Origin of the sequence: Sphingobium fuliginis (assembly GCF_004152845.1) — a bacterium.
GTDB classification, from domain to species: Bacteria; Pseudomonadota; Alphaproteobacteria; order Sphingomonadales; family Sphingomonadaceae; genus Sphingobium; species Sphingobium fuliginis.
On the sequence record NZ_SEON01000004.1, the window covers coordinates 242590 to 266517 of the forward strand.

Sequence of the window (23928 nt, forward strand, 5' to 3'; positions counted from 1 at the left end):
TAAAATCATGCGATTGAAAAATACCTTGTATTGCGGCGTCATGCTTTCGGTTCTTGGAGCGACTGCGCCGGCATTAGCGCAGTCCGCTGTTCCGCAGGCCGATGACGGCAACGCCATCATCGTCACCGGATCGCGCATTCGCCGGGATCCCACCGAACAAGACAAACCCATCGTCACGGTGGATCAGGAATCCATCGCGCGGACCGGCCTGACCTCGATCGCCGACGTGCTGCAACGTATCCCAAGCGCCGCAGGCGGCCTCAACACCAAGACTAACAATGCGGGGAATATCGGTGGGCCGCCCGACGGCACCGGCGTGAGTTCGGGTTCAGCCGAAATTGACCTACGCTATCTGGGTGCCAAGCGGACACTCGTGCTGGTCGACGGTATGCGCTACGTCAACGGATCGGCGGCTGGCGGCATTCCGGCCTCGGTTGATCTCAACACCATTCCGCAGAGCATGATTGAGCGGGTGGAAGTGCTGCAGTCGGGTGCTTCCCCGCTCTATGGCTCGGACGCGGTCGCGGGCGTGGTGAACATCATCACCCGCCAGTCGCAAAAGGGCCTCGACATGTCGGCCCAGTTCGGCACCTATCGTCAGGGCGACGGACACACCTACGACATCAACGCCAGCTACGGCATCCAGTCCGATCGCGTCTCGATCGTCTTTGGCGGCAATTATGTGAAGCAGGAAGGCGTCAGCACCGCCGACCGCTCGATCTCGCAATGGCCCGCCGCCGGCGGTAGCAGTTGCGCGGATGGCGGTTGTTCGAGCGCCACGCCCAACGGCCGCTACGACGTGCTGGGACAAAGCCTGACGTTGAGCAATCCGATCATAGGCCGCGCGCCGGTGCTGAGCGACTATCGCCCCTATGTGTCCGCAACGGACTCTTTCAACTTCGCGCCTTATAATTATCTGCTGACGCCCTCGAAGCGTTATGGCGCCTTTCTGAACGGCAAGTTTGAATTTTCCGACGCTGTCAGCCTGCGGACAAGGCTGGTCTATCAGCACCGCGAGTCGACCACGCAAGCAGCGTTCCTACCGCTGTTCATCGGGCCCGATGCGGGTAACGGCAACCTGCTGGACACGATCTCGGTCGATGCCAGCAACCCCTATAATCCATTTGGCGTCACGCTCTCGGCCGATCCGGGATCGGCTAACTATTCGACGATCCGCCGCCGCTTCGTAGAGGGCGGACCGCGCATCTTCAGCCAGGAAGTCGATACGCTCACAATGGCGGCCACGCTGGAAGGCACGTTCGATGTCGGCGATCATAAATGGTATTGGGACGTCAATGGCAGCTATGGCACCAATAATGCGCACCAAGTCTTCACCGGCAACCTCAACGCCGCCAGGCTCGCCCAGGCGCTGGGGCCAGTCGGCGCCTGTACCGGCGCTTGCGTGCCGTTCAACATCTTCGGCGGCGCCGGGTCGATAACTCAGGCAATGCTCGATTATGTGACCTTCGACGAGCGCGACCGCAGCGAACAGGAATTGTGGGACGTCACTGCCAACCTGTCGGGCGACCTGTTCGACCTGCCTGGCGGCGCGGTGGGCTTCGCTGTCGGCTATGAGCATCGCGATCAGCAGGCATACTATACTCCCGACCCGATCATCACAGCGGGCCTGGGGGCGGACGTGCCGACCAGCCCTGCACGCGGCGGCTTCAATGTCGATGAATTCTATGGCGAACTGCGCATCCCCATCCTGTCCGACACGCCCTTTTTCCAGAAGTTGGAACTGAACGGCGCGGTGCGCCATTCCAACTATTCCAGCTTCGGCAGCAACACCACCTACACGGTTTCGGGCCTGTGGAAGCCGACCCGTGATCTGCTCCTGCGCGGCGGTTATGCCGAAAGCCTTCGCGCGCCCAGCATTGGTGAACTCTATGCCGGCCGTTCCCGCACTGACGCGACGATCAACGATCCCTGCACGAATGTGCCGGGCAGCCCATGGCAGACCAACGCGACCGTCCGGGCGAATTGCATTGCCAATGGCGTCCCTGCCAGCGGCAGCTATGCCGAACCGCAGGGCGGTCAGTTGGGCGTTTTCTCGCAGGGCTTTACGGGTCTGAAGCCGGAAACATCCAAGACTTGGACCGCAGGCGGCGTCTATAGCCCGGCCTGGGCCCGCGACAGCTTCGCCAGCGCGTTCAGCATCGAGGTCAATTACTACACGATCAAGCTGAAGAATGCGATTGACTCGGTGCCCGCCACGCTCACACTCCAGCGTTGCGCGTTCGAGGCCGATCCGATCAGCTGTGCCGCGATCACCCGTACCGGCAGCGGTGCGGTCGCGGGTATCGACGGCGTGCTCCAGAACCTCAACGCGATTGAAACCGACGGGATCGACGGCACTCTGAACTACCGCTCGAAGATGATCGGCAACGGCTCCATCGGTCTCAACATCAACGCCGCTTATTTGCTGAAGTACAACATCAAGCCCCCAGCTGATCTGGGCGCGCCGACGATCAAGTGCGCCGGTACGGAGCGGTGCGGGGCGAGCGATCAGGCCTATCCGCATTTCAAGGCGAACGCCACGCTGGACTACTCAACCGAAAGCTATGGATTGTCCTTCACCGGCCGCTATCTCAGCAAGGTCACTGAAAGCGACGGCCATGTCATGAAGGCGACCTTCTACGGGGACATCCAGGCCTATTTCTCGCCCGACTGGCTGGATCATCGCACCCGCCTGACAATCGGCGTCAACAATGTGTTCGATAAGGATCCGCCGCTTTGCGGAACATGCGACGGCGCGAATTTCGACACGACCAGCTACGACGTGCCGGGGCAGTTCGGCTATCTGCGCTTGTCCTACAAGATGTAAAATTCAAACGCTTGAAAACGAACGGGCGCGTCCGCCGGGCGCGCCCTCAGGCGCGATCAACCTAGCCTAATCTTCACACGTTCGTCTCCTTCTCTGCTTAGGACTACCGCTGTTGGGCTTTCACGCCAAGTGTGGAAACTGGTTTCGGAGAGGAAAGCCGGCTGGTCAGTTTCAGTCCGCCAAAGCCCTTCATTGTCTGGATATCGCTTAGTTTTAAGGACGGCTGAAGGAGGGCGAGGTCATCCACATCATCTGCGACAGGATCACCGATCATGACGAGATGCCAAGATCGGGCGGACGCATGGATTTTTAGTCTTGCGTCCAGCCGGGGCGATGGCGCTAGCCATGGCGGCCGCTCGCCTGACGAACAGACACTGACCGCCCGGTTGATCGGTTGGTGAACCGAGAAGCCTTCAAACCACTTGCGACCCAGTCACTGCCGTTCGAGATAACCTAAGGAACGGCAGCGCCCCATAGGCTAAACCGAAGTGGAAAAGGCGGCATTGTTGGCGAAATGGCACAATATTAACGATAACGGGTAGATTGACGGCACGTTCAGGATGCCAACAAACCTCGTTCTCTCGCAATTGCTGCCGCTTCACCGCGGGTACGCGCATTGAGCTTGCCGAGGATGGCGGAGACATGATGATCAACGGTCTTGGCCGATACGAACAAGCGTTCGCCGATCTGACGATTGGTCATGCCTTTGTCGATCGCATTCAGTACGTCGACCTCACGCCTCGTCAGGCCGAAGCCATTGTTCCGGGTCGAAGCGCGAGGACCGCGAACGCCACGCCGGATGCCCCGCTGAATGAAATCCGCCCGCACCCGTGCGGCGCTGGCGGTCGCGCTGAGACGCTCAAGGATGGCCAGGCCCTGCGTCGCCTGCAATTCATCTCCTTCGATCAATGCGAGAGCCTGCTCGAACGGTAATCCAATTTTCGAGAAAGCTTTTGCCGCGCCGACGATGTCCTCTTTCGCTAGGCAGGCGAATGGCACGGGGATATCCGCGGGCGGGTCTTGCGCATCGCCGAGCTTCCTGCGCCAGAACCAGAGTGCGGCTCGATCCCAGCGACTGCTGTCGGGTGCCAGCAGCCCCTGTGCTTCTTCAAGGAGCGCAAGTGCCTCGGAGGGATCGAGTCCGCTGACCCAGCAATGTTCCGCAACGATCAGTGCCAGGCTGGTGAAGCGGGGTGCTTCGCGACCGCGGGCCATATGTTCGCGCAGTTCCTCGACCAGCCGCTCGAGATCGGGATCGCCGCGCCGCACGGCGAGCAGAGCGAGCGCCCGCACCGCCGGATTGCGCATCAAATAGCTGTTGTTCTGATCAAGCACGACGGGCTCCGCCGTCTCGCGCGCCTCGCCCCAGCGACCGACGTCGAGCAGGCTCAGTGCCTTGCCGCCCAGCATGTAATCGCGCCAGGGATCAAGATCGCGCTCCCGGCAATAAAGGATGCCCTCGTCGTGTATGGACAGTGCTTCCCCATGCCTGCGGCACTGCATGAGCACCCACCCCTTGTTGGTGTATGCGCGCGCGACATGCTCCTGACTGCCGGAAGCGATCCCGAGCGCGATGCTCTGATCGAGCAGGTCGAGGCCGCGCTCCAGATCGGAATATTGCAGGCCCGTTCCGTAATTGTTGTACAGAGTGGAGAGGATATCTTTGCGCCCGAGCCGATGCGCGATGGGGATTGCCTTCTCGCTCCACAGCGCCGTTTCGCGCGGTTGATCGGCAAGCATCGCGAGATGCGCCAAATTGGCATAGGCAAGCGCCAGTTCCGGCGTTTCGGAATGAGGCTCGAGCAGGGTGACGGCGGCCTCGCCGGCTTCATCGGCAAGCACACGGTCGCCATTGACGTAATGTAATCGGGACAGGAAGCGCAGCGCGTCCCCTTGGCGCAGCGCATCGCCGGCCGCGCGGTGAATGGCCAGAGCGCGCTCCTGCCATTCGATCGCGCCGGCCGTGTCGGCAGTCACGTGCAGCTCATAGGCATATTGTTGGCAATGCTCCGGATTAAGATCTTCCGCCTCTCGTTTAAGCAGAGCGCCCCATGCGCGTGCGGCTTCGCGGTGAGCACCAAGCGACGAAGCATGTCGGGCGGCGAGCGGCGCGAGCCTACGAATGGTGTCTAGATCGTTCGCGCCGATCGCATGATGCAGGCGCCGCGCCGCACTGGCGCCTGCCGCTTCCAGCCGGGCCAGCTCGCGGCTGTGAAGCTGCTTGCGCTTGAGCGGAGACAGCGCGTCTTCGACCGCGCGTCGCGTGATCTCATGCCGAAACGCAAGACCGGCGCCATCCGTCAACAGCAGGCCCGTTTCCATGCAGGCGGTTAGGGCATCGTCCGGCGTGCCATGTGCCTCCACCTGATCCAACGACACCCGGCGCGGGATGATCGAACAATAGTCCAGAAAGTCGCGCGCCATTTCGTCAAGGCGATCGGCGCGACCGACGACAAGGTCATCGATCGAGCTCGATCGGCTGCCGCCATTGGCAAGGATTTCGGTGACCAAAAGGGGATTGCCGTTCGTCACTTCATGAATGGCCGATCCGATGAGGCCATGCGCTGCGGCAAGCTTGCCGACGGCCGCAGAGGACAGGCGGGCCAGGTCGAACCGGCGGCGCGACGCGGGCGGAAGATCGTTGGCGGCGCGACCCAGGCGCACGCGCGCAGCCAGATCCTCATTACGGGACGAGATAATGAGGAGAAGCGGCTGGTCCGCGATCCGACGGCCGAGATAGCGCACGAAGTCAATGCTGCCGTCGTCAGCCCAATGCAGATCCTCGATGAGGAGGGTGGTCGGTACATCGCGCAGGCGCGCGATCGCCTCATTGAACAGTGCAAGCCGCGAGCCGCTGTCATTCGCGCGATCAAGCGCGTCGGCTTCGATGACGGGCAGATCGCGCAGCAGCGTGAGCGCCTCGGCCGCGCTCAGATCTTCGCAGGCGGCCCAGAGGAGCCGCAAATGCGGTTCGAGCCGAACGGCGGCTGCGCGCAGCACGCTGGTCTTGCCGATGCCAGCCTCGCCGACGAGGAACACGACCCGGCCCTGGCCAGCGAGCGCGTCGCGCCCAAGCTCGTCCAGTTCGTCGAGGATATGATCGCGCTCCAGCAGCATTGCGGGCGCTACAATACAAGAACGGGCGCGGCGAAAATAGGGAGATCAAAAATGGGGAAGCGGTTCCCGCAAAATAGGGAGTCCCGCCGATGCGGCAGCCCAGCATTTCGACGATCCAGCCCTTGCTCAAGAAAGCAAAGGAATATTGTCATGCCACGTTATATTGTCGAACGTACCTTCCCGTCGGGTCTCCACATCCCGTGCAACAGCGATGGCGCAGGTGCTTGCCTCAACGTCGTCGACCAGAATGCGCAGGGATCAGTGACCTGGGTGCAGAGCTTCGTCTCGATGGACAAGCAGAAGACCTTCTGCGTGTACGACGCCCCCACTCCATCGGCAATCGAAGCCGCGGCGGACCGGACGGGCCTGCCCGTCGACAGCATCACCGAGATCCGGGTGCTGGATCCCTATTTCTACTACTGAAAGGACATCCGATGAAATGGCTGTCAACCTGGGCGGGAACCGCTGCTTATGCTGTCGGTCTCGCGATCTTCGCGTCGACGATGCAGCTTGCGCTGCTCTTTCAGCTCCTCGCGCACTTCTCTTTGCGCCTCATTGCCTGAACCTCCGCTGCGGGGCGCTCCAAAGGGCGTTCCGCAGCAGCTGCAGGCGCGCAACGCAATCCCCTGGGGAGTATGGATCATGAAGCGGCTGGCTTTTCTGTCATTCAGCGCGATCGCCTATGCGGTCTTCCTGTCGACCTTTCTCTATCTCATCGCATTCGTCGCAGGGCTGCCGATCCTGCCGAAAAGTGTCGATCATGGCGGCGGCGCTCCCGTCATCATTGCCGTCCTCGTCGACCTGCTGCTCATCACGGCCTTCGCCCTGCAGCACAGCATCATGGCGCGGCCCGGCTTCAAGCGGCTCTGGACCATGCTGGTGCCCGAGCCGATCGAGCGGAGCATCTACGTGTTGGCAGCGAGCCTCGCCCTCATCCTGCTGTTCATGCTCTGGCAACCGGTGCCGGACGTGCTGTGGCGAGTCGGCGGTAGCGGCGCCGTGCTGCTCTGGGCGGTTTTCGGCCTCGGCTGGCTGATCGTGCTGCTGAGCACATTTCTCATCAGCCATTTCGAACTGTTCGGGCTGAAGCAGAGTTGGGACCATGTGCACGGCCGTGCTCGGCGGTTGGCGGTCTTCCGCACACCGTTCTTCTACCGGCTGGTGCGCCATCCGCTCTATTCCGGCTTCTTCATCGCCTTTTGGGCGACGCCATATATGACGCTCGGGCACCTGATGTTCGCGACTGGCATGTCGACCTTCATGCTGGTGGCGATCCGGTTCGAGGAGCGCGACCTGGTGGGCACGTTCGGAGAAGACTATGTCCGCTACCGCGCAAGAACCGGCATGCTGGCGCCGCGCCTGCGTCGAGGATGAACAAAACTCTGCTCTCTGGTGCGGCGCATGTCGCGCCCTAAGCTGACCATCCGCAACCAGCGAACCTGAATTCGCCGTTCAGCGACCAAAAAAGGCTCGGCCTATTCTGGAGCGTTCGACCTGTAGCCATCATGGCTTTTCCCAATAGGGTGGCGTACCGAAACTGCGCCGCAAGCTGTCACCGAACGCGCGGATCTTGGCGGCGGCGCCGTGGTCCTTGGGGTAAGCCAGAAACAATTCGGCACCTTCGGCCTGCAGTCCGATATTCACTTCGATGAGCGCGCCGCTGGCCAGCGCGTTGTGGACGAAGAAGGTTGGCAGCAGGGCAATGCCAAGACCCTCCATGGCCGCATCGCGCATGACGAGGCCGCTGTTGACGCGCAGCGCCGCGCGAGGCCGGACCACCGACCAGCCACCGTCTGAGCGGCTTCGTCCATTTTCCAGCGCGGAGAAACGCCAGTCGCTTGCGCGGTTCGAGTATAGGATGGCGCTATGGCGTTCAAGGTCGCCGAGCGTGGCAGGAGTGCCGTTTCTGTCGAGATATCCTGGGGAGGCGACCAGTAACCGCCGGCTGCTCGCGAGCCGCCTCGCGATCAGGCGTCCATCGCCCATCGCGCCATGCCTGAGGACAGCATCGAAGCCTCCGGTCGCGGCATCGACGAAACTGTCGTCGAGTTCGAGCGAAAGCTCGATCTCGGGATAATCGCGCAGAAAGCGCCCCACTGCGGGCCCTAAGTGGAGAATGCCGAAGCCGACCGGCGCGGAAATGCGCAAGGGGCCAACCAGCTTGCCGCTGCGTGCTGCGAGCTCTGAAGTCGCCTCCTCTGCTTCGCGAAGGATGCGCTGCGCCCGCGGCAGGAAGGTCAGCCCGCTGCCGGTTAGCGAGAGCTTGCGGGTGGAGCGCTGGATCAGCGTGGTGCCGAGCGTGCGTTCGAGTTCGGCAAGGCGCTCGCTGACCACGGATTTGGCCAGTCCAAGGCGTCGAGCGGCCATGCTGATCGAGCCGGCCTCAGAGGTCATCACGAAGGCGACAACTCCCTCAAGCTTCATCATTGTTCGGGTATTCCGTCAGTTAGAACCAATTTTCGCCGTCTAGTGCGAACAATGCAGCAGGTTCATCTTGAGGTCCAGAGGCCGGAAGCAGCGAATGCGACCACCTACTTCGGCCCCAACCTGAACCTTGGAGATGTGTCATGAACGATTTTACCGGCAAGAACATACTCGTCCTGGGCGGAAGCCGTGGCATCGGTGCCGCCATCGTACGTCGCCTTGCCTCAACCGATGGTCTTGTTGCCTTCACTTATGCGGGCTCGCGTCAGGCCGCCGAGGACTTGGCGAGCGAAACCGGCGCCACCGCAATTCGCACCGATAGCGCCGACCGCAGTGAACTGATCACCACGGTGGCCGGGCGCGGCGCGCTCGATGTGCTGATCGTCGTCGCCGGTGCGCTGGTTCTCGGAGACCCGTTGGAGATCGAGGCTGACGCCGTCGATCACATGATCGACGTCAACGTGCGGGCACCCTACCACGCCGCCGTGGAGGCCGCGCGCCGCATGAACGAAAACGGCCGCATCATCGTCATTGGATCGGTCAATGGCGATCGCATGCCGTTTGCAGGCGGGGCTGCCTATGCGCTCACCAAGTCGGCGGTACAAGGCATGGTGCGCGGATTGGCGCGGGATTTGGGGCCGCGCGGGATTACGGTGAATTCCATTCAGCCAGGCCCCACCGACAGTGACATGAACCCCGCCGACGGACCGATGGCAGCAACCATGCACAGCTTCATGGCGATCAAGCGTCACGTGCGGCCGGACGAGGTCGCCGAACTAACCGCTTACATCGCTGGGCCGCACGGGGCGATGATCACGGGATCGCTGCAGACGATCGACGGCGGGTTCGGGGCCTGAATCCACAGCCGTCTGCACGCAAAAGGCGGGCGTGGCGCGAGCCTCTCCCGCCTTTTGCCGGAAGAACATCGCTCGGGCCACAAGCGACGTAGACAGTTTCCCGTTGCTTTCTGCAATTGGCTGCCACGACGCACGGGCAAGATGTCTGGGCTGCCGCCAGAAGCCGTCCTCGATAAGCTAACCTTGGAAAGCGACGGCCGGACTTGTGAGTGATAGATTGGCGCTTGAACGTTCACAAAGGTTCGGTTTTGCCCCGGCAGCTTTGCCGCAACCGCGCAGGCTTTCCCTGCACATCGTGGTGCCAGGGAAATCAATTCAGACCGCAACATTTTTTGTATTTTTTGCCTGATCCGCACGGACAAGGATCGTTGCGTCCTACCTTGTCACCCTTCACGGAAACCGGCCTGTATTGGTCATTCTCCAGCCGCCATTCGTGCAGCAACTGGACCCAGATGGGAATGAGATGAGGAGCTTCCCTGTCCCATTGGTCTTCCTCGACCTCCTTCAACGTGACTCGGCCACTTGAAAAAGCTGCGAGTTCCGAAATTCCCGCTAGCGCTGCTTTCGGTCCTTCGTCATCGCTGGCCCTGATACGGTTCCACCCTTTGGGAGCCAGTTTCATGGCTTTGGAAAAACCCTCGATCCAAAGCTCCCACAGCGTTTCATTGGTGCGGGTATCGACCTCGAATATCGGTTCATATTCGCCGGGATGATTAAGGGAGGCCAAAATCTCGTTGTAATGGCGCATCACCAGATCGAAGAAAGTTTGGAGCCCGGCAGCGTCGTCAAACTTGGGAGTGTCTGGACCCCATATGTGTTTGAACCAGACGGACGGGTTGATGAGATCTGGACTGAGGATGATGCCGGTCAGGAAGCCGTCCAGTTCCGACAGAAGCATCCCGTCATCGAACTGGTTAAGCAGAATATCGTCGAGTTCGTCCAGATAGCGTTCCATGGCGACGATCTTAGCAGCAACCTCGCGAGCGGCTATCCTCATTGATGCTGGTTTGGCCGATTGCAGCGCGGCGGCTTTCTTAACGACCAGATGGACAGCTTTGCCGAGCCGCATGCGGTTAAGCCGTCATTCTGGAATCGGCCAATCATCGGTATCCAGATTGGGCAAGAAGATCACTCTACAATGGCACAAATTCGTGCATATAGAAATCTTTACGGTAATATCGCCTTCATCGGCGCCCGCGCTGGGCCGCGCGACGATCCGCCTTCGACAGCAGTCCTTGCTCGAGCTCCGGCCTGTTCCATCGCGCCGCCGGCCCCAGTGTCATCAGGTCGTCGCCGCGCGTAAGGAAGGTGAAGACCTTGTTCGTCACCTCTATCATCAGCGCCTTCATTTCCTCTTCGGAAATGCGCGAGAGATTGGTCCAAGGAATTTCGCCATAGGGCGTGATGACCTTGACGTCGCTATAATCGCCGCTCGAGTTGCTGGGCGTCACCCCCATGGAGATTCTCCAGCCCGTTGTTGCGCACGCATTGTTCGACCAGAGCAAGGGTGAAGAGGGCCTTTTCATCGTCGGTCAACATGTCGTCAGCCATGCTCGGCTCCATTTGTCGGATCGCGACGCTCCTTCAAGGCCCGTCAGACCCTATCATCCCTGCCGGCGCATTGGTCCAGCGCGTCCTCATATTTAGCGCAGGCTTTATCGATCGTTGCCTGAAATTTATCGGTAAGTTCCCTACCCTCTTTCCGCACCTTGGCAATCTGCGTTCCGATGCGGGCGCGCTCTTCCTCCACCTCCGCAATGCGCGCCTCTAGGGACCGGCGATAGTCGTCCAGTTTCTGCTCCGCCAAATCCAGCGCCGTTCGGCTGGATCGCGGCCGGGGCTTTGCTGGAGGCTTCGCAGGGATCACCCTGCCCTCTGCCTTGCGCGGCGTCGCCTTCATCGACTTGTCCGCCGAGGCCAGATGTTCGGCAGCGGTCCCGCGGGCGCGCTTGATGACGGTGCCGGGCTTTTCGGCCGCTTCCGCCAAAAGCTTTGGATCGTCGATCCTTTCGGCAATGCCTCGCGCGAAGAGATCGGCGTCGGCTCCCCAGGCCTTCAACGCCGCCTTCTGGCTCTTGCTGCGACATAGGCGTCATGAAAGCCGATTGGTGTCCGGAAGAGCTTCAGTCTGGGCGCCATACAGCCTGCCCTCTACGACATGAAGGCGGCCCGCCAGTCGGGGAACTGACGGGCCGCCGATATCATCGAACCGCGCGAGGGGGGGGGGCAAAGATGCGCGGATCGATGACGGGCTAACCAGCAAAGCAGGGTCTGGTTCCTAACGTTACGGCTGCGTGTCGCTACAAGATCGGCTTCCGCAGGCTCCTGAACGTGATCGACCATCGCAGGGCCTCCATGGGCGCGATGCTGTGCTCCCAGTCATACCTGGCTTGCCCGCTCATATGATAGATGGAGCGCGGCGCAAGCATCGCATTTGCCCGGCTGAAGCCTGTGCCCGTGCGCCGCCGGAAGCGCATGGTGGCAGGTTCTCCCAGCGAGATGCCGATCACATGCTCGAACGCCGCACGGTCGCGATGCCAGCCAATGCCCGCGCCTGGGTCATAGCGGATCAGCAGCATCTGCTCGAGTTCGTCCGGTGTCAGCCCCGCGAACCGCGCGGCGCGCGTCCTGGCGGTCATCGCCCAGTCCGGGATGGGCTCGCACGGTCCGAATTTGCCCGTCTGGAAATCATAGCTCCAGCCGAAGCTCTTGGTGAGCCGTTTGCCAGTCCACTGCTGAAAGAGGAAAGGCGTGAGCCCTGCACCATCGATCCCATGGATTAAGGTGCGTTCTTCTTCCGCTGTGATGAAGCCCTCCTCCTGGGTCAACCCAGGCAGCACCGGCTCGCGCGGCGGCGGCGGCAAATCGAGGGGAAGCATCATGGCCATCGGCGTTATCGTCTGCTCTGGCCGATCAAAGCGCGAGGCTCGTCTGCACCGGCTTGGTCAGGATTTCCTCGATCTTGAAGATGTCGCCGGGCGGCGTCACAAGCAGTTCCTCTTGCGGAACCAGCAAATCCAGCCACTGCATGACCTGCCGCCGTTCGATGATCGCGCCATGGCGGCCCTGATAACGGATGACGTCAGGGTTCGCGTCGACGGTGAGGATGCGGTAACTCACTGGCCAGTCCCCCATCGGCGGTTCCCAGATGGCGGCGAGATAGAAGAAATTGCCGTCCTCGCGGAAGGCGCGGGACTTCTTCTCACCGTTGCGGATGTGGAACTCGGAGGCTGGAACGAGACAGCGGTTGCTGGGAAAGCTTTTGCCTTCCGATCGGATGAACTCGTAGGAGACGCCGTCGGCAAAGCGCGGGTTGGAACCCCAGGCCGCTTCAATCATCTCAATTTCTCGGGCATCATCCGGGTTGCGTCGGATGATGGCACGGCGACTTCCGAGGGCGTCGGAGTCGAAGGGAGTTGCTTTCGAGTCCATGGTGAGAACATAAAGCGAACGGACGCCAAGGGCAAGCTGAGGAAACCCGCGCGGAGAGCCTATGTGCAACGATTACCGGTTGAAGGTGGATATCGCCTCGATCGTCGAGGATTTCGAAGACCTCAAGATCAGGATCAAGATGCCCGAGGGCAAGCCCAATGTGCCGGCGCGCGACGATATCAGGATGACCGATATGGCGCCGATCGTGCGCAGCGTCGAGGGCGCGCGGGGCATGGGCGAACTGGTCAACCGTAGATGGAGCTGGCCGGGCAACCGCGGCAAACCGATCTATAATTTCCGCACCGAGGGCCGCGAGTTGAGATCCCACTGCGCTCTCATCTTGGCGGACGGCTTCTACCAGTTCACCGACCCGCCGGTGCCTCGCCCAAAGGATAAACGCCTCGACAAATGGCTGTTCACGATGAAGGATCATGACTGGTTCTGCATCGCCGGCATTTGGCGCGAAAGCCCGGCTGGAGAAGCCTTCACGATGCTCACCATGAACGCCGGACCCGACGTGTCGCCCTATCACCACCGCCAGATTATTCCGCTCACTCACGATCAATGGGGGCACTGGCTCGATCCCACCGTGCCCGCGAAACACGTGCTGGGACGGCTGCCGCAGGGCAGCCTGCCGGTGATCCAGGTCTATGGCGCGCCGCCGGCGCAAGCCGCGCTGCTATGACGCAGGACGCCACCCCCGCCCGCTTTCTCGAGGCTCAGGCAAATATCTATGACACAGCGCTTGCCGAGATCCGGGCCGGCGCCAAGCGCAGCCATTGGATGTGGTATATTTTTCCGCAGCTCCGCGGCCTGGGCCGAAGCCCGACCGCGCACTATTATGGGATCGCCACGCTTGCAGAAGCCCGAGCCTATCTCAGTCATCCGGTCTTGGGTTCGCGCTATCTCGAATGCATAAAAGCGCTTCAAAAGCTGGGTGACAATGACCCGGTTGCTGTCTTCGGCTCGGTCGACGCGATGAAGCTCCGCTCGTCGCTCACCCTGTTCGCTGCGGCGGGTGGGCCGCCGCTGCTCGACGATGCCCTCAAACGATGGTTCAATGGCGAGCGAGATGCCTCGACCCTACACCTCCTCGCCTAAGTCTCAGACGAGCCGAGAGTCATGCCGCTTGACGAGCGGACAGATTCAAAGGAACATATAGGGAACATTTTGAGTCGTCGTTCCCATGCCCGCTTGTCCCTTTCCCTCGACCATAAGCAGGTCGATCAGCTTGCCGCGCTCCGCGCAAGCCTGGCGCACGCCCGCACCGCCCGCGGGCCGGCTCTGGCCTTCGGACTGCCCGAGCTGGACGAGCGCCTCGCGGATCATGGTCTCGATGGCGCGGGACTGCATGAAACCGCTGCTGCCTCGGCCAGCTCACCGATGATGGCTGCGCCACGCTGTTTGCCGCCGGAATCGCGTCGCGCTTTTGCGCGAAGCCCGGTTTAACCATCCTCTGGGCCGTGACGCGTTTCGACCTTTATGCGCCGGGCCTTGAGCAGATCGGCCTTAGCCCTGACAAGATCCTCTATGCCCAGGGCCGCAAGGATTCCGACGTCCTGGCGCTTGCCGAAGATGGCCTGCGCGATGGATCGCTCGCCTGCGTGGTCGCGGAAGTGAAGGCGGCCGACCAGACCGCGACCCGCCGGCTTCAGCTGGCGGCCTGCGACGGCAAGACGCCTATGCTGCTTTTCCGCCGCCATCGCAGCCGCGAGCGTTGCCCGTTGAGCGGCCTCTCCTCGGCGATGACGCGCTGGCGCATCGGTGCTGCGCCGTCGAGCCCCCTCCCCCATGCCGGCCTTGGTCGGCCGCGTTGGTCAGTCGAGCTTGTCCGGCAGCGGAACAGCAATCCCTTCTCTATCGAACTGGAGGCGTGCGATGACACGGGTCGCCTCGCTCTACCTGCCGCAGCTCCCGATAGAGCGATTGCGGAAGGCAGAGCGGCCCGCCAGGCTGCCTGAGCCGGCTCCTGCCCCGGTCGCACCGCGCTTCGCACCGCCGATCGACGATAATCCTGGCGCCTGTTCCGTCCCCAAGGCGGGCGGCTGGCGTCCCGGCGCCCGCTGGGCGTGCGATGGCGCGCTCGGTAGTCGGCCAACCCAGGCCGATATCGACGCCATGCCAGCGCAACAACGGCCGACCATGCGCGAGATGGGACGGCGCAGCGAAGCAGCCGAGCATCCATTCAAGGCCATGCCCGCCGATAACGGTGGCGGCCGCGCAGCATCGCTCCCCGTATCCGCGCTCACATGGGCGACGCTCTGGGGGAAGCCCACCGTCCTTATCACGCGCACCGGGCAACGAGACGTCGTGACCGCCGCCTGTCCGCTTGCGCTGGAACTTGGCCTTGGCCCCGGCATGGCCGCCGCCCATGCGCGAGCGCTGGTGACCGACCTTGAGGTACGCGACGCGCAGCCAGTGGCGGACCAGGCCTGGCTGGATCGGCTGGCGCTGCACGCGGTCGCGCATTGGACGCCGACAGCCTGCGTCTCTGGACCCGACGGCCTCTGGCTCGATCTCACGGGGACGACCCATTTATTCGGCGGCGAGGCGCGCTTCTGTCGGCGGTTGCTGCCGTTTCTTGAACGCCTCGGCTTCACCGCCAGCATCGCAATCGCCGGCACGCCGGGCGCCGCCCATGCGCTCGCGCGCTACGGGAACGAGGCCATCATTCTCCTTCCCGACGGCACCGAAACCCAAGGCCATTGCCGATCTCCCGCTCTGCGCGCTTCGATTGGAGCCAGGGGTAGTTGACCGCAGCCCGATTCGGTCTGGAGCGTATCGCTGACCTCTATCCCATAACATAAAGCGTCGGAACCATGTGCCTCTGCAAAAGACATCCTGGTCCAAGCATATAGACTTATCTTTCTGTAATAAAAAGATTTTCTGTTCCGCATGCGGCGCTCGGAGACGTTATGACAACAAAGAGACCGATTGCGCCGACTGACCGAACAGGTCGTGCAGCGCTGACCGCGCGTCACAAGCACATTCGATCTGGCATGACGTGAGGGATCAAGTCGGCAAGGGTATCCGCGGCCGGCAGCGTTACCGGGCGGGCGCAATCGTCGCGAGTGCGCCGTGGGAATCGCGGATCGTCACCGGAACCGCAATCGAAGGTCGACGCCGAAGCTGCGTGGCTGGGCGATGCCCCAGCTATTGGCGGGCGTGAGATCGCCGCCATTTTCCACCCCTCTGACGAAATAGGCGTCAAACAGGTTCTGCGCATAGGCGACGATTTCGACGCCCCTGCCGCTGTCATAGCCCAGCCTCAGATTGATCTGCGTATAAGCTTCCCGTCGGGTGATGCCCCGCCAGTCGAAACTCTCCCTTCGACGCCCCTCGTGCATCCACTCGCCTTGCAAATAGATCTCGGCCGGGCCCATCGGATAATGACCGGTCGCGACGCCCGCGCTCGACCAGATCGGGTTGGGCAGGCCGCCGCAGTCTTTTTGTCCACAGTCGCGGTCGCCCTGCTTTTCGGTTCGCGTCCAGGTCACATGGCCCGACAGGTCGAAATAGCGGCTCGGCTTCCAATTGAGGGCGCTTTCCACGCCATATCCGGTCACGCTGCCGACATTCACGACCTGCTGGGTCCGGCTTTCTGTGTCGAAATAAACCGTTTGAAGATTGCGATAGCGATAATGGAAGCCGGTTATGTCGAAGCTCAGCGTCCTGGCGAGGTCCAGGCCCTTTATCCCCAGCTCCTTGCTCCATATCGTCTCCGGCGCGAAGGCGTCGGGCTTCGTTCCGTCGGGCACCAGCCGATACGCCTCAACCGGGACAGGCGCGGCGACCGTGAACGATCCGAATCCGCCCGCCTTGTAGCCGCGGGTGATGCTGGCGTAGAGGTTGATGTCCGGTCCCACCGCATATCGCACATAGGCGCGTGGCGTCAGTCCGCCCCAGCTCTTGCTGGAAGAAACGGGACCATCGGTGAAATAGGTGAAGGTCCAGACATTGCCGAGGCTGCTTTGGCTGGGCAGCACATCGATGCTGAAATGCTTGCGGTCGCGCGCATATCGAATGCCGATGCCAGCCTCCAGCGCTTTCGAGAAATGAAAGTTGGTGTCCAGGAAAACGGACCATCCGCGGTTGCGGGACCGCACGTCGTTGATGTCGGTCAGCAGGCCGCCCGGCGCCGGCCGGTAGGGCGCGCCGTAAAGGTCCATGGTCATCCCGTCGCAATCGGCATAGCCATAGCCCGCCGTGCAAACGAGATCTTCGGCAGCCTCGTTGGCGAAGCGCGCCGCGACATCCTCCCAATAGAGCGAGACCCCCGCCGACCAGGTCAGGCGCCGATCGTCTCTGGACATCAGCCGGAAGTCCTGGCTGACATAGCGGGCATGCTGGCGCTGGTCGTAATTGCCCAGTTGCAACGCCGTTCCGTCATAGTCCTCCAGATAATGGAAATCGGACTTGCGAAAGGCGGTCAGGCTTTTGAGGCGCGCCGATCCAAGATCGAGATCGATCGACGCGGTCAGGCTGGTGATGTCGCCATCGTCACGCGGCCTGAGGAGATCGGTATCCACGTCGCGGCGAGACCCCCGGATAATAATATCCCGCTGCAAGACTTCGCTGAGATAGTCGAGAACTTCACGATCGTCATTGGATGCCCGATAAGGCGCGCCGTCGAGCCGCCGACGCTCATGTTCGGCACTCAGCAGGACATCGGCATCGCCGGCCCTGTAGCGCAGGGCGACGCGGCCGGCCTGCTTGTTGCCGCCCATCAGGCGATCATTGCGGCCGGCCGTGAAGGCATTGTCTATCCAGCCATCATAATCCGTCGCATAGCCCGCAATGCGAAGCGTCCAGTCCTCCGCCACCGGCAGGTTGATGGCGCCTTCTGCATCCTTGCGGTCGAAGCTGGCAACCCCGACATAGAGATGCCCGGAAATACGCCCTGGATCCGGCTTGTTGGTCACGATGCTGATCGCACCGGAAATGGCATTGCGGCCGAAGAGGAACCCCTGGGGCCCTCGCAAGGCTTCCGCCTGCGCGGCATCGAACAGGGAGGTCACGGCAGCGCCTGTCCTGCCCTGATAGACCCCATCCTTGAAGATCCCGATCGAAGGATCGCCGCCAATGCCATAGTCATTGGAGGTGATGCCCCGGATGGCGATGCTGTCGATATAGCTGTCGTCCGAATTGCCTGAAAAGCCGGGCGTGAAGGTGACGATGTCCTTGACGTCGTCCAGCCGCGTGCGGTCGAGAAAGACTTCGCCGAAGGCGGAGATCGCCACGGGAACGGTCTGGATGGCTTCCTCGCGGCGTTGCGCCATGACGGTGATCTCCGCCGCCGATATGGGGTTCGGCAGGTCCTCGGCAGAGGCGGAATGCGGCAGCATGACGGCACAGGCCGTCAGGGCCGGGAAGATACGAAGATGCATGATTACTCCTTCACGCCGCGCGCAGGCGGGCGATGACCAGATCGAACCGCTGCCTCAGCTCGCTGGCGCTGGACCGGACCGCCGCCCCCACATTGAGCGTATGTTCGGCGTTCGCCTTCACCGCATCCAGGCCCGCGGCGATGGCGCTGATGGCGTCGTGCACCGCTTGCGCGTCGCCGCCGACGCTCTGACTGCTCGCCAGGATCGTACGGGCCCCCTGATGGTGCTTATCGGCGGCCAGGGACACATCCGACACGTTGCGCTCCAGTTGGCGGACGACGGTGTTCAGCAGGTTGAGCAGCGACGCGATCGAGGAGGCGGATGCGTTCACCGCCTCGATCCGCCGCTCGATCTGGCCCGCCATGTCGCCGGCCCTGTTCGCCAGCGTCTTGATCTCGCCGGCGACGACCGCAAAGCCGGCTCCCGCCTCGCCGCCCCGCGCAGCCTCTATCGTGGCGTTCAGGGCCAGCATGTTCGTCTGGCCCGCTATTTGCCGGATGGTGCGGGTAGCAAGGTCGATCGCCTCTATCTCCCTTTGCAACTGGTCATTGGCGCCCATCACCGCGCGAGCCTCGACCTCCGTCTTGTCCATGTTCTGACGGGTGGCGATCGATTGGGTGTGGATCTGGCCAATGGCCACGCTCAACTCCTGCACATGCGCCTCGATCTCGTGCACGGCCTGCGCCGACGCACGGCTGCGGTCGCGGACCAGGGCCGTCCCGGTGAGCTGTTCCGCGAGAGCGGCCAGCGTGTCGCGGGCGCTGGCTTCAAGCTGATCCGCCTGCCTCAGCAAGGATCCCGACAGGTCACCCACGCTGGTGGAGAGAAGATTGGCGACCTCATGCGCGGCGTTTCGCAACGCTTCGCGATGTTCGGCCTGTTCCCGCCCTTCCCGCTCTGCAATGGCGGCGATCTGCTCCCTCGCCTGTTCCGCCTGTTGGCGCGCCTCTTCCGCAGCCAGAGTCGCATTCTCCCGATCCCTGGAGATGCGTTCGGCCCGCAACCGGCCGGCGAGCAACGACGCATGGGTCCGCAACATGGCGCGCGAGACGGCGAGGAAAAACAGGATGAAGAGCGCGGCGGCCGATGCCAGCAGCCATGAAAGGCTCTTGAGCGCCGCTATGCCCGGGCGCACCGGCAACCAGTGGATATGGCCCAGATCGGTCCCGTCAGGACTGATCAAGGGATGACCGGGCGATGTCTCGGCATCCGCTTCCGGCGGGTTGAAGCTGATGTCCGCCAATGCATAGGCCTGTTCCCAACTGGCGAACAGCTCGGCATCCAGCGGGCGAACGACGACGACATGGCGGAGCGGCCCGGACGGGAGCGGCCGGTTGGCGGAAAAAGGAAGGATCGGGGCGCCGGCGAACAAGGCCGGACGGCCCCGATAAAGCTGGATGAAGGGGCGGATGGGGAAATTGCGGCGATCATCGACATGCTTGGGCAGCGTGCGTTCAAGATGCCGAAGCGCTTCCGGCGCATCCTTCATCAGCGTGGTTCTGACGGTCGATCGGGGTTGCCAGCCGAATATGGTCCCGCCGCGCTCGTCGAGAACATATAGGGGCATGGCGCCGCCGAAGTTCGAGGCGGCCCATTCACGGTCGATCCGGCCGTATAGATGATCGACGGCGTCATCCCAGAGCGCATAATCCCGGGCCGTGGCTGCAAGAGCATTGGTCTCCCGCTTCATGGCGCCGTTGACCATGCGCGCCTTTTCCAGCGCCGCCGCATCGTCCATCCTCGAAACAAGCACGGTCACGAGGATGCCGCAGGTCATGAAGGTCACGAGCGTCAACGCGATGAGCGGCAGGATGGCGCCGGGCAGGCGGCGAAGTGCACCTGTCAATGGGGCTAGATGCCGCACGATGTAAGAGCCCCCGTCTGACCAGCCTTGTCTTGCCGTTTGACTGCGCCCCGAATGGTTATGATTGATTTAACGCTTCTGTCATTGGACTGAAAATTGTTCTGCGTTTAACCTATGTCAGATAACTTAGGTAATAGGGTCCGGCGACTTTGGGCGACCTGACAGGAATATCCTGTATCTGCTTGGTGGAAATGAGAGGATATGGCGCGAGGCATCTGCGCCAGCTTCGGTCAGGCTCGATAAAATCGATGGCTGCTCATTCAAGACTTCCGAAGATCGGTTCGGGACGATCCTCAGACCTGTCCGGAGCCGTGATTGGAGCGGGAGGCGCAGGCTCGTCACGGCAGGCATCATCCGGTCGCATGGGCGCATCCTGCTCGGGCCAATGGAGGAAGGGCAGGACCGTACCGGAGCCACGCCACACATCAACCTGATCCAGCCGGACATCCGAGAACAGCCATTGCGGCCGGTTGACTTCACCGACCGCGAATACGCCATTATCCGGCGCGATGCCGTCGGGCGGACCGTAAATGGCTGCCGCGCCGTGATTGTCATCCAGCGAGGGCAGCCAGGGCGCCTGCCCCACCGTGGGCGCCTGAACCACATAGCATTGGTTTTCCAGCGCGCGGGCCTGCGCCCCGATGCGGACGCGCCAATAGCCCTGCATGCTGTCGGTCGCAGACGGCACCAGGATGATCCTGGCGCCCGCCTCGGCCTGTGCCCGCGCGATCAGCGGAAATTCGGCATCGTAGCAGATGGAAATTCCCACCCGACCGAAGGGCGCATCCAGGACATGAACGGCCTCGCCGCCCGTTATGCCCCAGATTTCCCGTTCGAACCGCGTCATGACGATCTTGTCCTGATAACCGGTCCGGCCATCGGGGCAGAAGAGCCGGGCGCGGTTGACGACCGCTCCCCGTGCGCCGCGGCACGGGCGGCTGCCGCCCAGAATCGTCACGCCATAATGGATGGCGAGTTGCCGGTGCAGTTCGTCGATCCGTTCCCCCAGCGCCACGACATGGTCGAGCGAAGCATGAAGATCGGCCGCCGCCGCCGGATCGGTGCCGGCCAGTTCCATGGCGGCATATTCCGGAAAGACAAGGAGCTGCGCGCGCCTGACCGCCGCCTCCGACACCCAGCGGCTGAGCTTCGCTTCCCAGGCGCCGTAGCTCGGCAACAGTTCGATCGGATATTGCGCGGCTGCAATGCGGACGTCGGTCATTCGGAGTCCCGTAGCGGCTTCCGCCCGAAGCGCATCGGATGATCGCCCTCCCCGGCCTGCCTCATTCCGCCTTTACCTGATCCAGCCAGTCGGCCAGATTATAATGGTTGCTGACCCGCGCGATCGCGCCGTCGCGCAGTTCGAAGAAGGCGCCGACGCGCAAAATATAGCGCTGGCCGGATGCAGGAGGCAGATCGCCGTCCGTTTCCAGATATTCGCCCTCCAGCATGAATTCCGCGGCCGCCCGTTTTCCATCGGCGGAGGCCAGGAACACGGGATCGATGACCCTTTCCCTGTAGCAGCGGTTCATATGGTCGAGGAATTGCGCAAAGGCCGCCTTCCCTTCCCGCACCGAACCCTGCGAGGGTTCGTGCACGACATCCTGCGCCAGCAGATCGAGCATCGCCGCGCTGTCGCCGCGATTGAAGGCCTCATAATAGCGACCGAGCAGGTCAGCAGCCATGGCGTTCAATCCTCCGGCGCGATGGTGACGAAGGCCGTCCAGTTCGACCGTCAGCGGAACCTGGCAGGACAGGCGCGACCGGTCGATACGATGATCGCTGCTGTCGAGCAGGTCGTTCTCATCAGGGCCGAGCGGCGGCAGACCGGCTGCGCGTTCGTCATCCACATGGGCATGGCAAGCATGTTCTGCGCCGTCGCGGCCGGTCACGAAAATCTGCACCATCGATCAATCCTTGCCAAGACGGGCCGCATGCCAGCGCAGATGGTCCGCCATGAAGGTGGAAATGAAATAATAGCTGTGATCATAGCCGTCGCGCAGATTCAGCGTCAGGTCGATCCCCGCTGTCTCGCAAGCCGCCTTCAGCAGTTCCGGGCGCAATTCCTGTTCCAGGAAATTGTCGGCCGTCCCCTGGTCGACCAGCAGCGCCGGAACCCGGGCGCCATCCTCGATCAGCGCGACCGCGTCATGCCGACGCCACGCGGCCGGGTCGTCGCCCAGATAGCCGGCCAGCGCCTTCTGTCCCCAGGGCGCCTGCCCCGGCGCGACGATCGGCGCGAAGGCCGATACCGCCTTGTACCGGTCGGGAAGTGTGAGGCCGACGGTCAGCGCGCCATGGCCGCCCATGCTGTGACCCATGATCGACTGGCGTTCCATGTCCGCGGGGAAATTGGCCGCGACCAGCGCGGGCAGTTCCTGGGTCACATAGGACCACATGCGATAATGGGCGGCGAAGGGGGCCTGCGTCGCGTCGACATAGAAACCGGCGCCCAGACCGAAATCATAGGCCCCGTCCGGATCGTCCGCCACGGCATCGCCATTGCGGTCCGGGCCGCGGGGGCTGGTGTCCGGCGCGACGAAGATCAGGCCCAGTTCGGCGCAGGCGGCGCGGAACTCGCCCTTTTCGGTGACATTGGCGTGGGTGCAGGTCAGTCCGGACAGATACCAGACGACCGGCAGTTTCGTCCCCTCCGCATGGGGCGGCACGTAGACCGAGAAGGTCATGTCCGTCCCCGTCGAGGCGGAGGCGTGCCGGTACACGCCCTGCACGCCGCCAAAGGCCTTGTTGGCGCTCACCTGTTCCATGATCACCTGCCATCCGATCGCGTGGGAACGGCACCGGAAGTCACCGCCATAAATTTTCTCCTCGCCGTATCAGAACAGCACGACGCTGCGGATGCTCTCCCCCGCATGCATCAGGTCGAAGCCCTTGTTGATCTCCTCCAGCGTCAGGACGTGGGTGATCATGGGATCGATCTCGATCTTGCCGTTCATGTACCAGTCGACGATCTTGGGAACGTCGGTGCGGCCCTTCGCGCCGCCGAAGGCCGTACCCTTCCAGACCCGGCCGGTGACGAGCTGGAACGGGCGGGTGCTGATCTCCTTCCCCGCTTCGGCGACGCCGATGATGATGCTTTCCCCCCAGCCGCGATGACAGCATTCGAGCGCGGTGCGCATCACCTCCGTATTGCCGGTCGCGTCGAAGCTGTAGTCGGCGCCGCCGTCCGTCACCTCCAGAATCCTGGCGACTGTCTCCTCGCGCGACAGGCCCCTGCTGTTGATGAAATGAGTCATGCCGAACTTGCGGCCCCATTCCTCCCGGTCCGGGTTGATGTCGATGCCGATGATCTTGTCCGCGCCGACCATCTTCGCGCCCTGGATGACATTGAGGCCGATGCCGCCCAGGCCGAAGACCACGACATTCTCGCCCGCCTGCACCTTGGCCGTGTTGACGACCGCGCCGACGCCGGTGGTGACGCCGCAGCCGACATAGCAGCTCGTCTGGAAGGGCGCATCGTCGCGGATCTTCGCCACAGCGATCTCCGGCAGGACGGTGAAGTTGGAGAAGGTGGAGCAGCCCATATAGTGGAAGATCGGCTGGCCCTTGTAGCTGAAACGGGTCGTGCCGTCCGGCATCAGTCCCTTGCCCTGGGTCGCGCGGATCGCGGTGCACAGGTTCGTCTTGCCCGACAGGCAGCTTTTGCACTGGCGGCATTCGGGCGTGTAGAGCGGGATCACATGGTCGCCGGGCTTCACCGAAGTGACGCCCGCGCCGACCTCCCGCACGATGCCGGCGCCCTCATGGCCAAGGATCGAGGGGAAAATACCCTCGCTGTCGAAACCGTCCAGCGTATAGGCGTCGGTGTGGCAGATGCCCGTCGCCATGATCTCCACCAGAACCTCGCCCGCCTTCGGGCCTTCCAGATCGACTTCGACGATCTCCAGTGGCTTCTTCGCCTCGAAGGCGACGGCGGCGCGGGTCTTCATCTCTCATTCCTCGTCATGATCATTTGCGAGAAGAGAGGCCATGGCTCCCGCCGCGCCCTCTCTCTCCATC

General features: G+C 62.6%; 25 protein-coding genes and 1 pseudogene. 9 read left to right on the forward strand and 17 right to left on the reverse strand.

Going from position 1 to position 23928, the window contains the following annotated elements; genetic code table 11:
- Positions 1–7: 7 nt before the first annotated feature.
- Positions 8–2827: a TonB-dependent receptor domain-containing protein gene (locus tag EWH10_RS12215; protein WP_130029989.1), complete on the forward strand. Its 2820-nt coding sequence runs from the start codon at positions 8–10 to the stop codon at positions 2825–2827.
- Positions 2828–2930: 103 nt separating this feature from the next.
- Here the strand turns inward: EWH10_RS12215 and EWH10_RS21750 are convergent, their stop codons facing one another.
- Together EWH10_RS21750 and EWH10_RS12225 are read right to left on the reverse strand one after the other, a co-directional pair.
- A complete protein-coding gene (locus EWH10_RS21750; protein WP_165363360.1) occupies positions 2931–3101 on the reverse strand; it encodes a hypothetical protein in 171 nt (56 codons plus the stop codon).
- A gap of 281 nt (positions 3102–3382) precedes the next feature.
- A complete protein-coding gene (locus EWH10_RS12225) occupies positions 3383–5944 on the reverse strand; it encodes an AAA family ATPase (RefSeq protein ID WP_065846726.1) in 2562 nt (853 codons plus the stop codon).
- Positions 5945–6094: 150 nt separating this feature from the next.
- On the opposite strand from EWH10_RS12225, the gene EWH10_RS12230 reads away from it, so the two are divergent.
- The 3 genes from EWH10_RS12230 to mddA all read left to right on the forward strand — a co-directional run bounded on the left by EWH10_RS12230 (position 6095) and on the right by mddA (position 7318).
- Positions 6095–6367, forward strand: coding sequence for a DUF4242 domain-containing protein (locus EWH10_RS12230; protein ID WP_065846724.1), 273 nt, complete (start codon positions 6095–6097; stop codon positions 6365–6367).
- Between the two features lie 11 nt (positions 6368–6378).
- Positions 6379–6507, forward strand: coding sequence for a hypothetical protein (locus tag EWH10_RS22120; RefSeq protein WP_257557231.1), 129 nt, complete (start codon positions 6379–6381; stop codon positions 6505–6507).
- A gap of 79 nt (positions 6508–6586) precedes the next feature.
- Positions 6587–7318: a methanethiol S-methyltransferase gene (gene mddA, locus EWH10_RS12235; protein WP_065846722.1), complete on the forward strand. Its 732-nt coding sequence runs from the start codon at positions 6587–6589 to the stop codon at positions 7316–7318.
- A 129-nt stretch (positions 7319–7447) separates the two neighbouring features.
- On the opposite strand, the gene EWH10_RS12240 is transcribed toward mddA, so the two are convergent.
- On the reverse strand, positions 7448–8371 hold the full coding sequence (locus EWH10_RS12240) for a LysR family transcriptional regulator (protein ID WP_065846720.1): 924 nt from the start codon (positions 8369–8371) through the stop codon (positions 7448–7450).
- A gap of 140 nt (positions 8372–8511) precedes the next feature.
- On the opposite strand from EWH10_RS12240, the gene bdcA reads away from it, so the two are divergent.
- Positions 8512–9225, forward strand: coding sequence for an SDR family oxidoreductase (gene bdcA / locus EWH10_RS12245; protein WP_065846718.1), 714 nt, complete (start codon positions 8512–8514; stop codon positions 9223–9225).
- A gap of 310 nt (positions 9226–9535) precedes the next feature.
- On the opposite strand, the gene EWH10_RS12250 is transcribed toward bdcA, so the two are convergent.
- The 6 genes from EWH10_RS12250 to EWH10_RS12270 form a co-directional block, all read right to left on the reverse strand.
- Positions 9536–10294 carry a UPF0149 family protein gene (locus EWH10_RS12250; protein WP_229742570.1) on the reverse strand — a complete coding sequence of 253 codons (759 nt, stop codon included), beginning with the start codon at positions 10292–10294 and terminating at the stop codon, positions 9536–9538.
- A gap of 115 nt (positions 10295–10409) precedes the next feature.
- Complete coding sequence (locus EWH10_RS12255) at positions 10410–10682, reverse strand: hypothetical protein (RefSeq protein ID WP_229742568.1); 273 nt, start codon at positions 10680–10682, stop codon at positions 10410–10412.
- A complete protein-coding gene (locus EWH10_RS22125; RefSeq protein ID WP_268236504.1) occupies positions 10645–10776 on the reverse strand; it encodes a hypothetical protein in 132 nt (43 codons plus the stop codon). The genes EWH10_RS12255 and EWH10_RS22125 overlap by 38 nt, the downstream gene beginning before the upstream one ends.
- Positions 10777–10819: 43 nt before the next feature.
- Complete coding sequence (locus EWH10_RS12260; protein WP_130029990.1) at positions 10820–11284, reverse strand: hypothetical protein; 465 nt, start codon at positions 11282–11284, stop codon at positions 10820–10822.
- A 241-nt stretch (positions 11285–11525) separates the two neighbouring features.
- Positions 11526–12113: an alpha-ketoglutarate-dependent dioxygenase AlkB gene (locus EWH10_RS12265; protein ID WP_229742566.1), complete on the reverse strand. Its 588-nt coding sequence runs from the start codon at positions 12111–12113 to the stop codon at positions 11526–11528.
- Positions 12114–12138: 25 nt separating this feature from the next.
- Complete coding sequence (locus EWH10_RS12270; RefSeq protein WP_065846716.1) at positions 12139–12657, reverse strand: SOS response-associated peptidase family protein; 519 nt, start codon at positions 12655–12657, stop codon at positions 12139–12141.
- Between the two features lie 61 nt (positions 12658–12718).
- Between EWH10_RS12270 and EWH10_RS12275 the strand changes: the two genes are divergently transcribed.
- Positions 12719–13342 carry an SOS response-associated peptidase family protein gene (locus EWH10_RS12275; protein WP_065846714.1) on the forward strand — a complete coding sequence of 208 codons (624 nt, stop codon included), beginning with the start codon at positions 12719–12721 and terminating at the stop codon, positions 13340–13342.
- Positions 13339–13758 (forward strand): DUF1810 domain-containing protein, encoded by a 420-nt coding sequence (locus tag EWH10_RS12280; RefSeq protein ID WP_065846712.1) that lies wholly within the window; start codon positions 13339–13341, stop codon positions 13756–13758. The genes EWH10_RS12275 and EWH10_RS12280 overlap by 4 nt, the downstream gene beginning before the upstream one ends.
- A gap of 45 nt (positions 13759–13803) precedes the next feature.
- Here the strand turns inward: EWH10_RS12280 and EWH10_RS22000 are convergent, their stop codons facing one another.
- On the reverse strand, positions 13804–14010 hold the full coding sequence (locus tag EWH10_RS22000) for a hypothetical protein (RefSeq protein WP_229742564.1): 207 nt from the start codon (positions 14008–14010) through the stop codon (positions 13804–13806).
- Positions 14011–14120: 110 nt separating this feature from the next.
- Here EWH10_RS22000 and EWH10_RS22005 point away from each other — a divergent pair, with 110 nt between their 5' ends.
- Positions 14121–14618, forward strand: coding sequence for an ImuA family protein (locus EWH10_RS22005; RefSeq protein WP_229742562.1), 498 nt, complete (start codon positions 14121–14123; stop codon positions 14616–14618).
- Positions 14536–15411, forward strand: coding sequence for a Y-family DNA polymerase (locus tag EWH10_RS12290; RefSeq protein ID WP_229742560.1), 876 nt, complete (start codon positions 14536–14538; stop codon positions 15409–15411). The genes EWH10_RS22005 and EWH10_RS12290 overlap by 83 nt, the downstream gene beginning before the upstream one ends.
- A gap of 341 nt (positions 15412–15752) precedes the next feature.
- Here EWH10_RS12290 and EWH10_RS12295 read toward each other — a convergent pair whose 3' ends face one another.
- The 7 genes and pseudogenes from EWH10_RS12295 to EWH10_RS12320 form a co-directional block, all read right to left on the reverse strand.
- Positions 15753–18044: a TonB-dependent receptor gene (locus EWH10_RS12295; RefSeq protein ID WP_065846708.1), complete on the reverse strand. Its 2292-nt coding sequence runs from the start codon at positions 18042–18044 to the stop codon at positions 15753–15755.
- A gap of 10 nt (positions 18045–18054) precedes the next feature.
- A complete protein-coding gene (locus EWH10_RS12300; protein ID WP_130029991.1) occupies positions 18055–19890 on the reverse strand; it encodes a methyl-accepting chemotaxis protein in 1836 nt (611 codons plus the stop codon).
- A gap of 274 nt (positions 19891–20164) precedes the next feature.
- A complete protein-coding gene (locus EWH10_RS12305; protein WP_065846704.1) occupies positions 20165–21130 on the reverse strand; it encodes a carbon-nitrogen hydrolase family protein in 966 nt (321 codons plus the stop codon).
- A 61-nt stretch (positions 21131–21191) separates the two neighbouring features.
- The gene (locus EWH10_RS12310; protein WP_065846734.1) at positions 21192–21593 is read right to left on the reverse strand and encodes a ketosteroid isomerase-related protein; all 402 of its coding nucleotides are present in this window, start codon (positions 21591–21593) and stop codon (positions 21192–21194) included.
- A 5-nt stretch (positions 21594–21598) separates the two neighbouring features.
- Positions 21599–21770 (reverse strand): annotated as a pseudogene (locus EWH10_RS22230) (2Fe-2S iron-sulfur cluster-binding family protein); the annotation flags it as partial.
- Between the two features lie 48 nt (positions 21771–21818).
- Complete coding sequence (fghA, locus tag EWH10_RS12315; protein WP_065846702.1) at positions 21819–22676, reverse strand: S-formylglutathione hydrolase; 858 nt, start codon at positions 22674–22676, stop codon at positions 21819–21821.
- 69 nt (positions 22677–22745) lie between these two features.
- Entirely contained in the window at positions 22746–23858 is a 1113-nt protein-coding gene (locus EWH10_RS12320) for an S-(hydroxymethyl)glutathione dehydrogenase/class III alcohol dehydrogenase (protein WP_048576202.1), read from the reverse strand.
- Positions 23859–23928 lie beyond the last annotated feature (70 nt).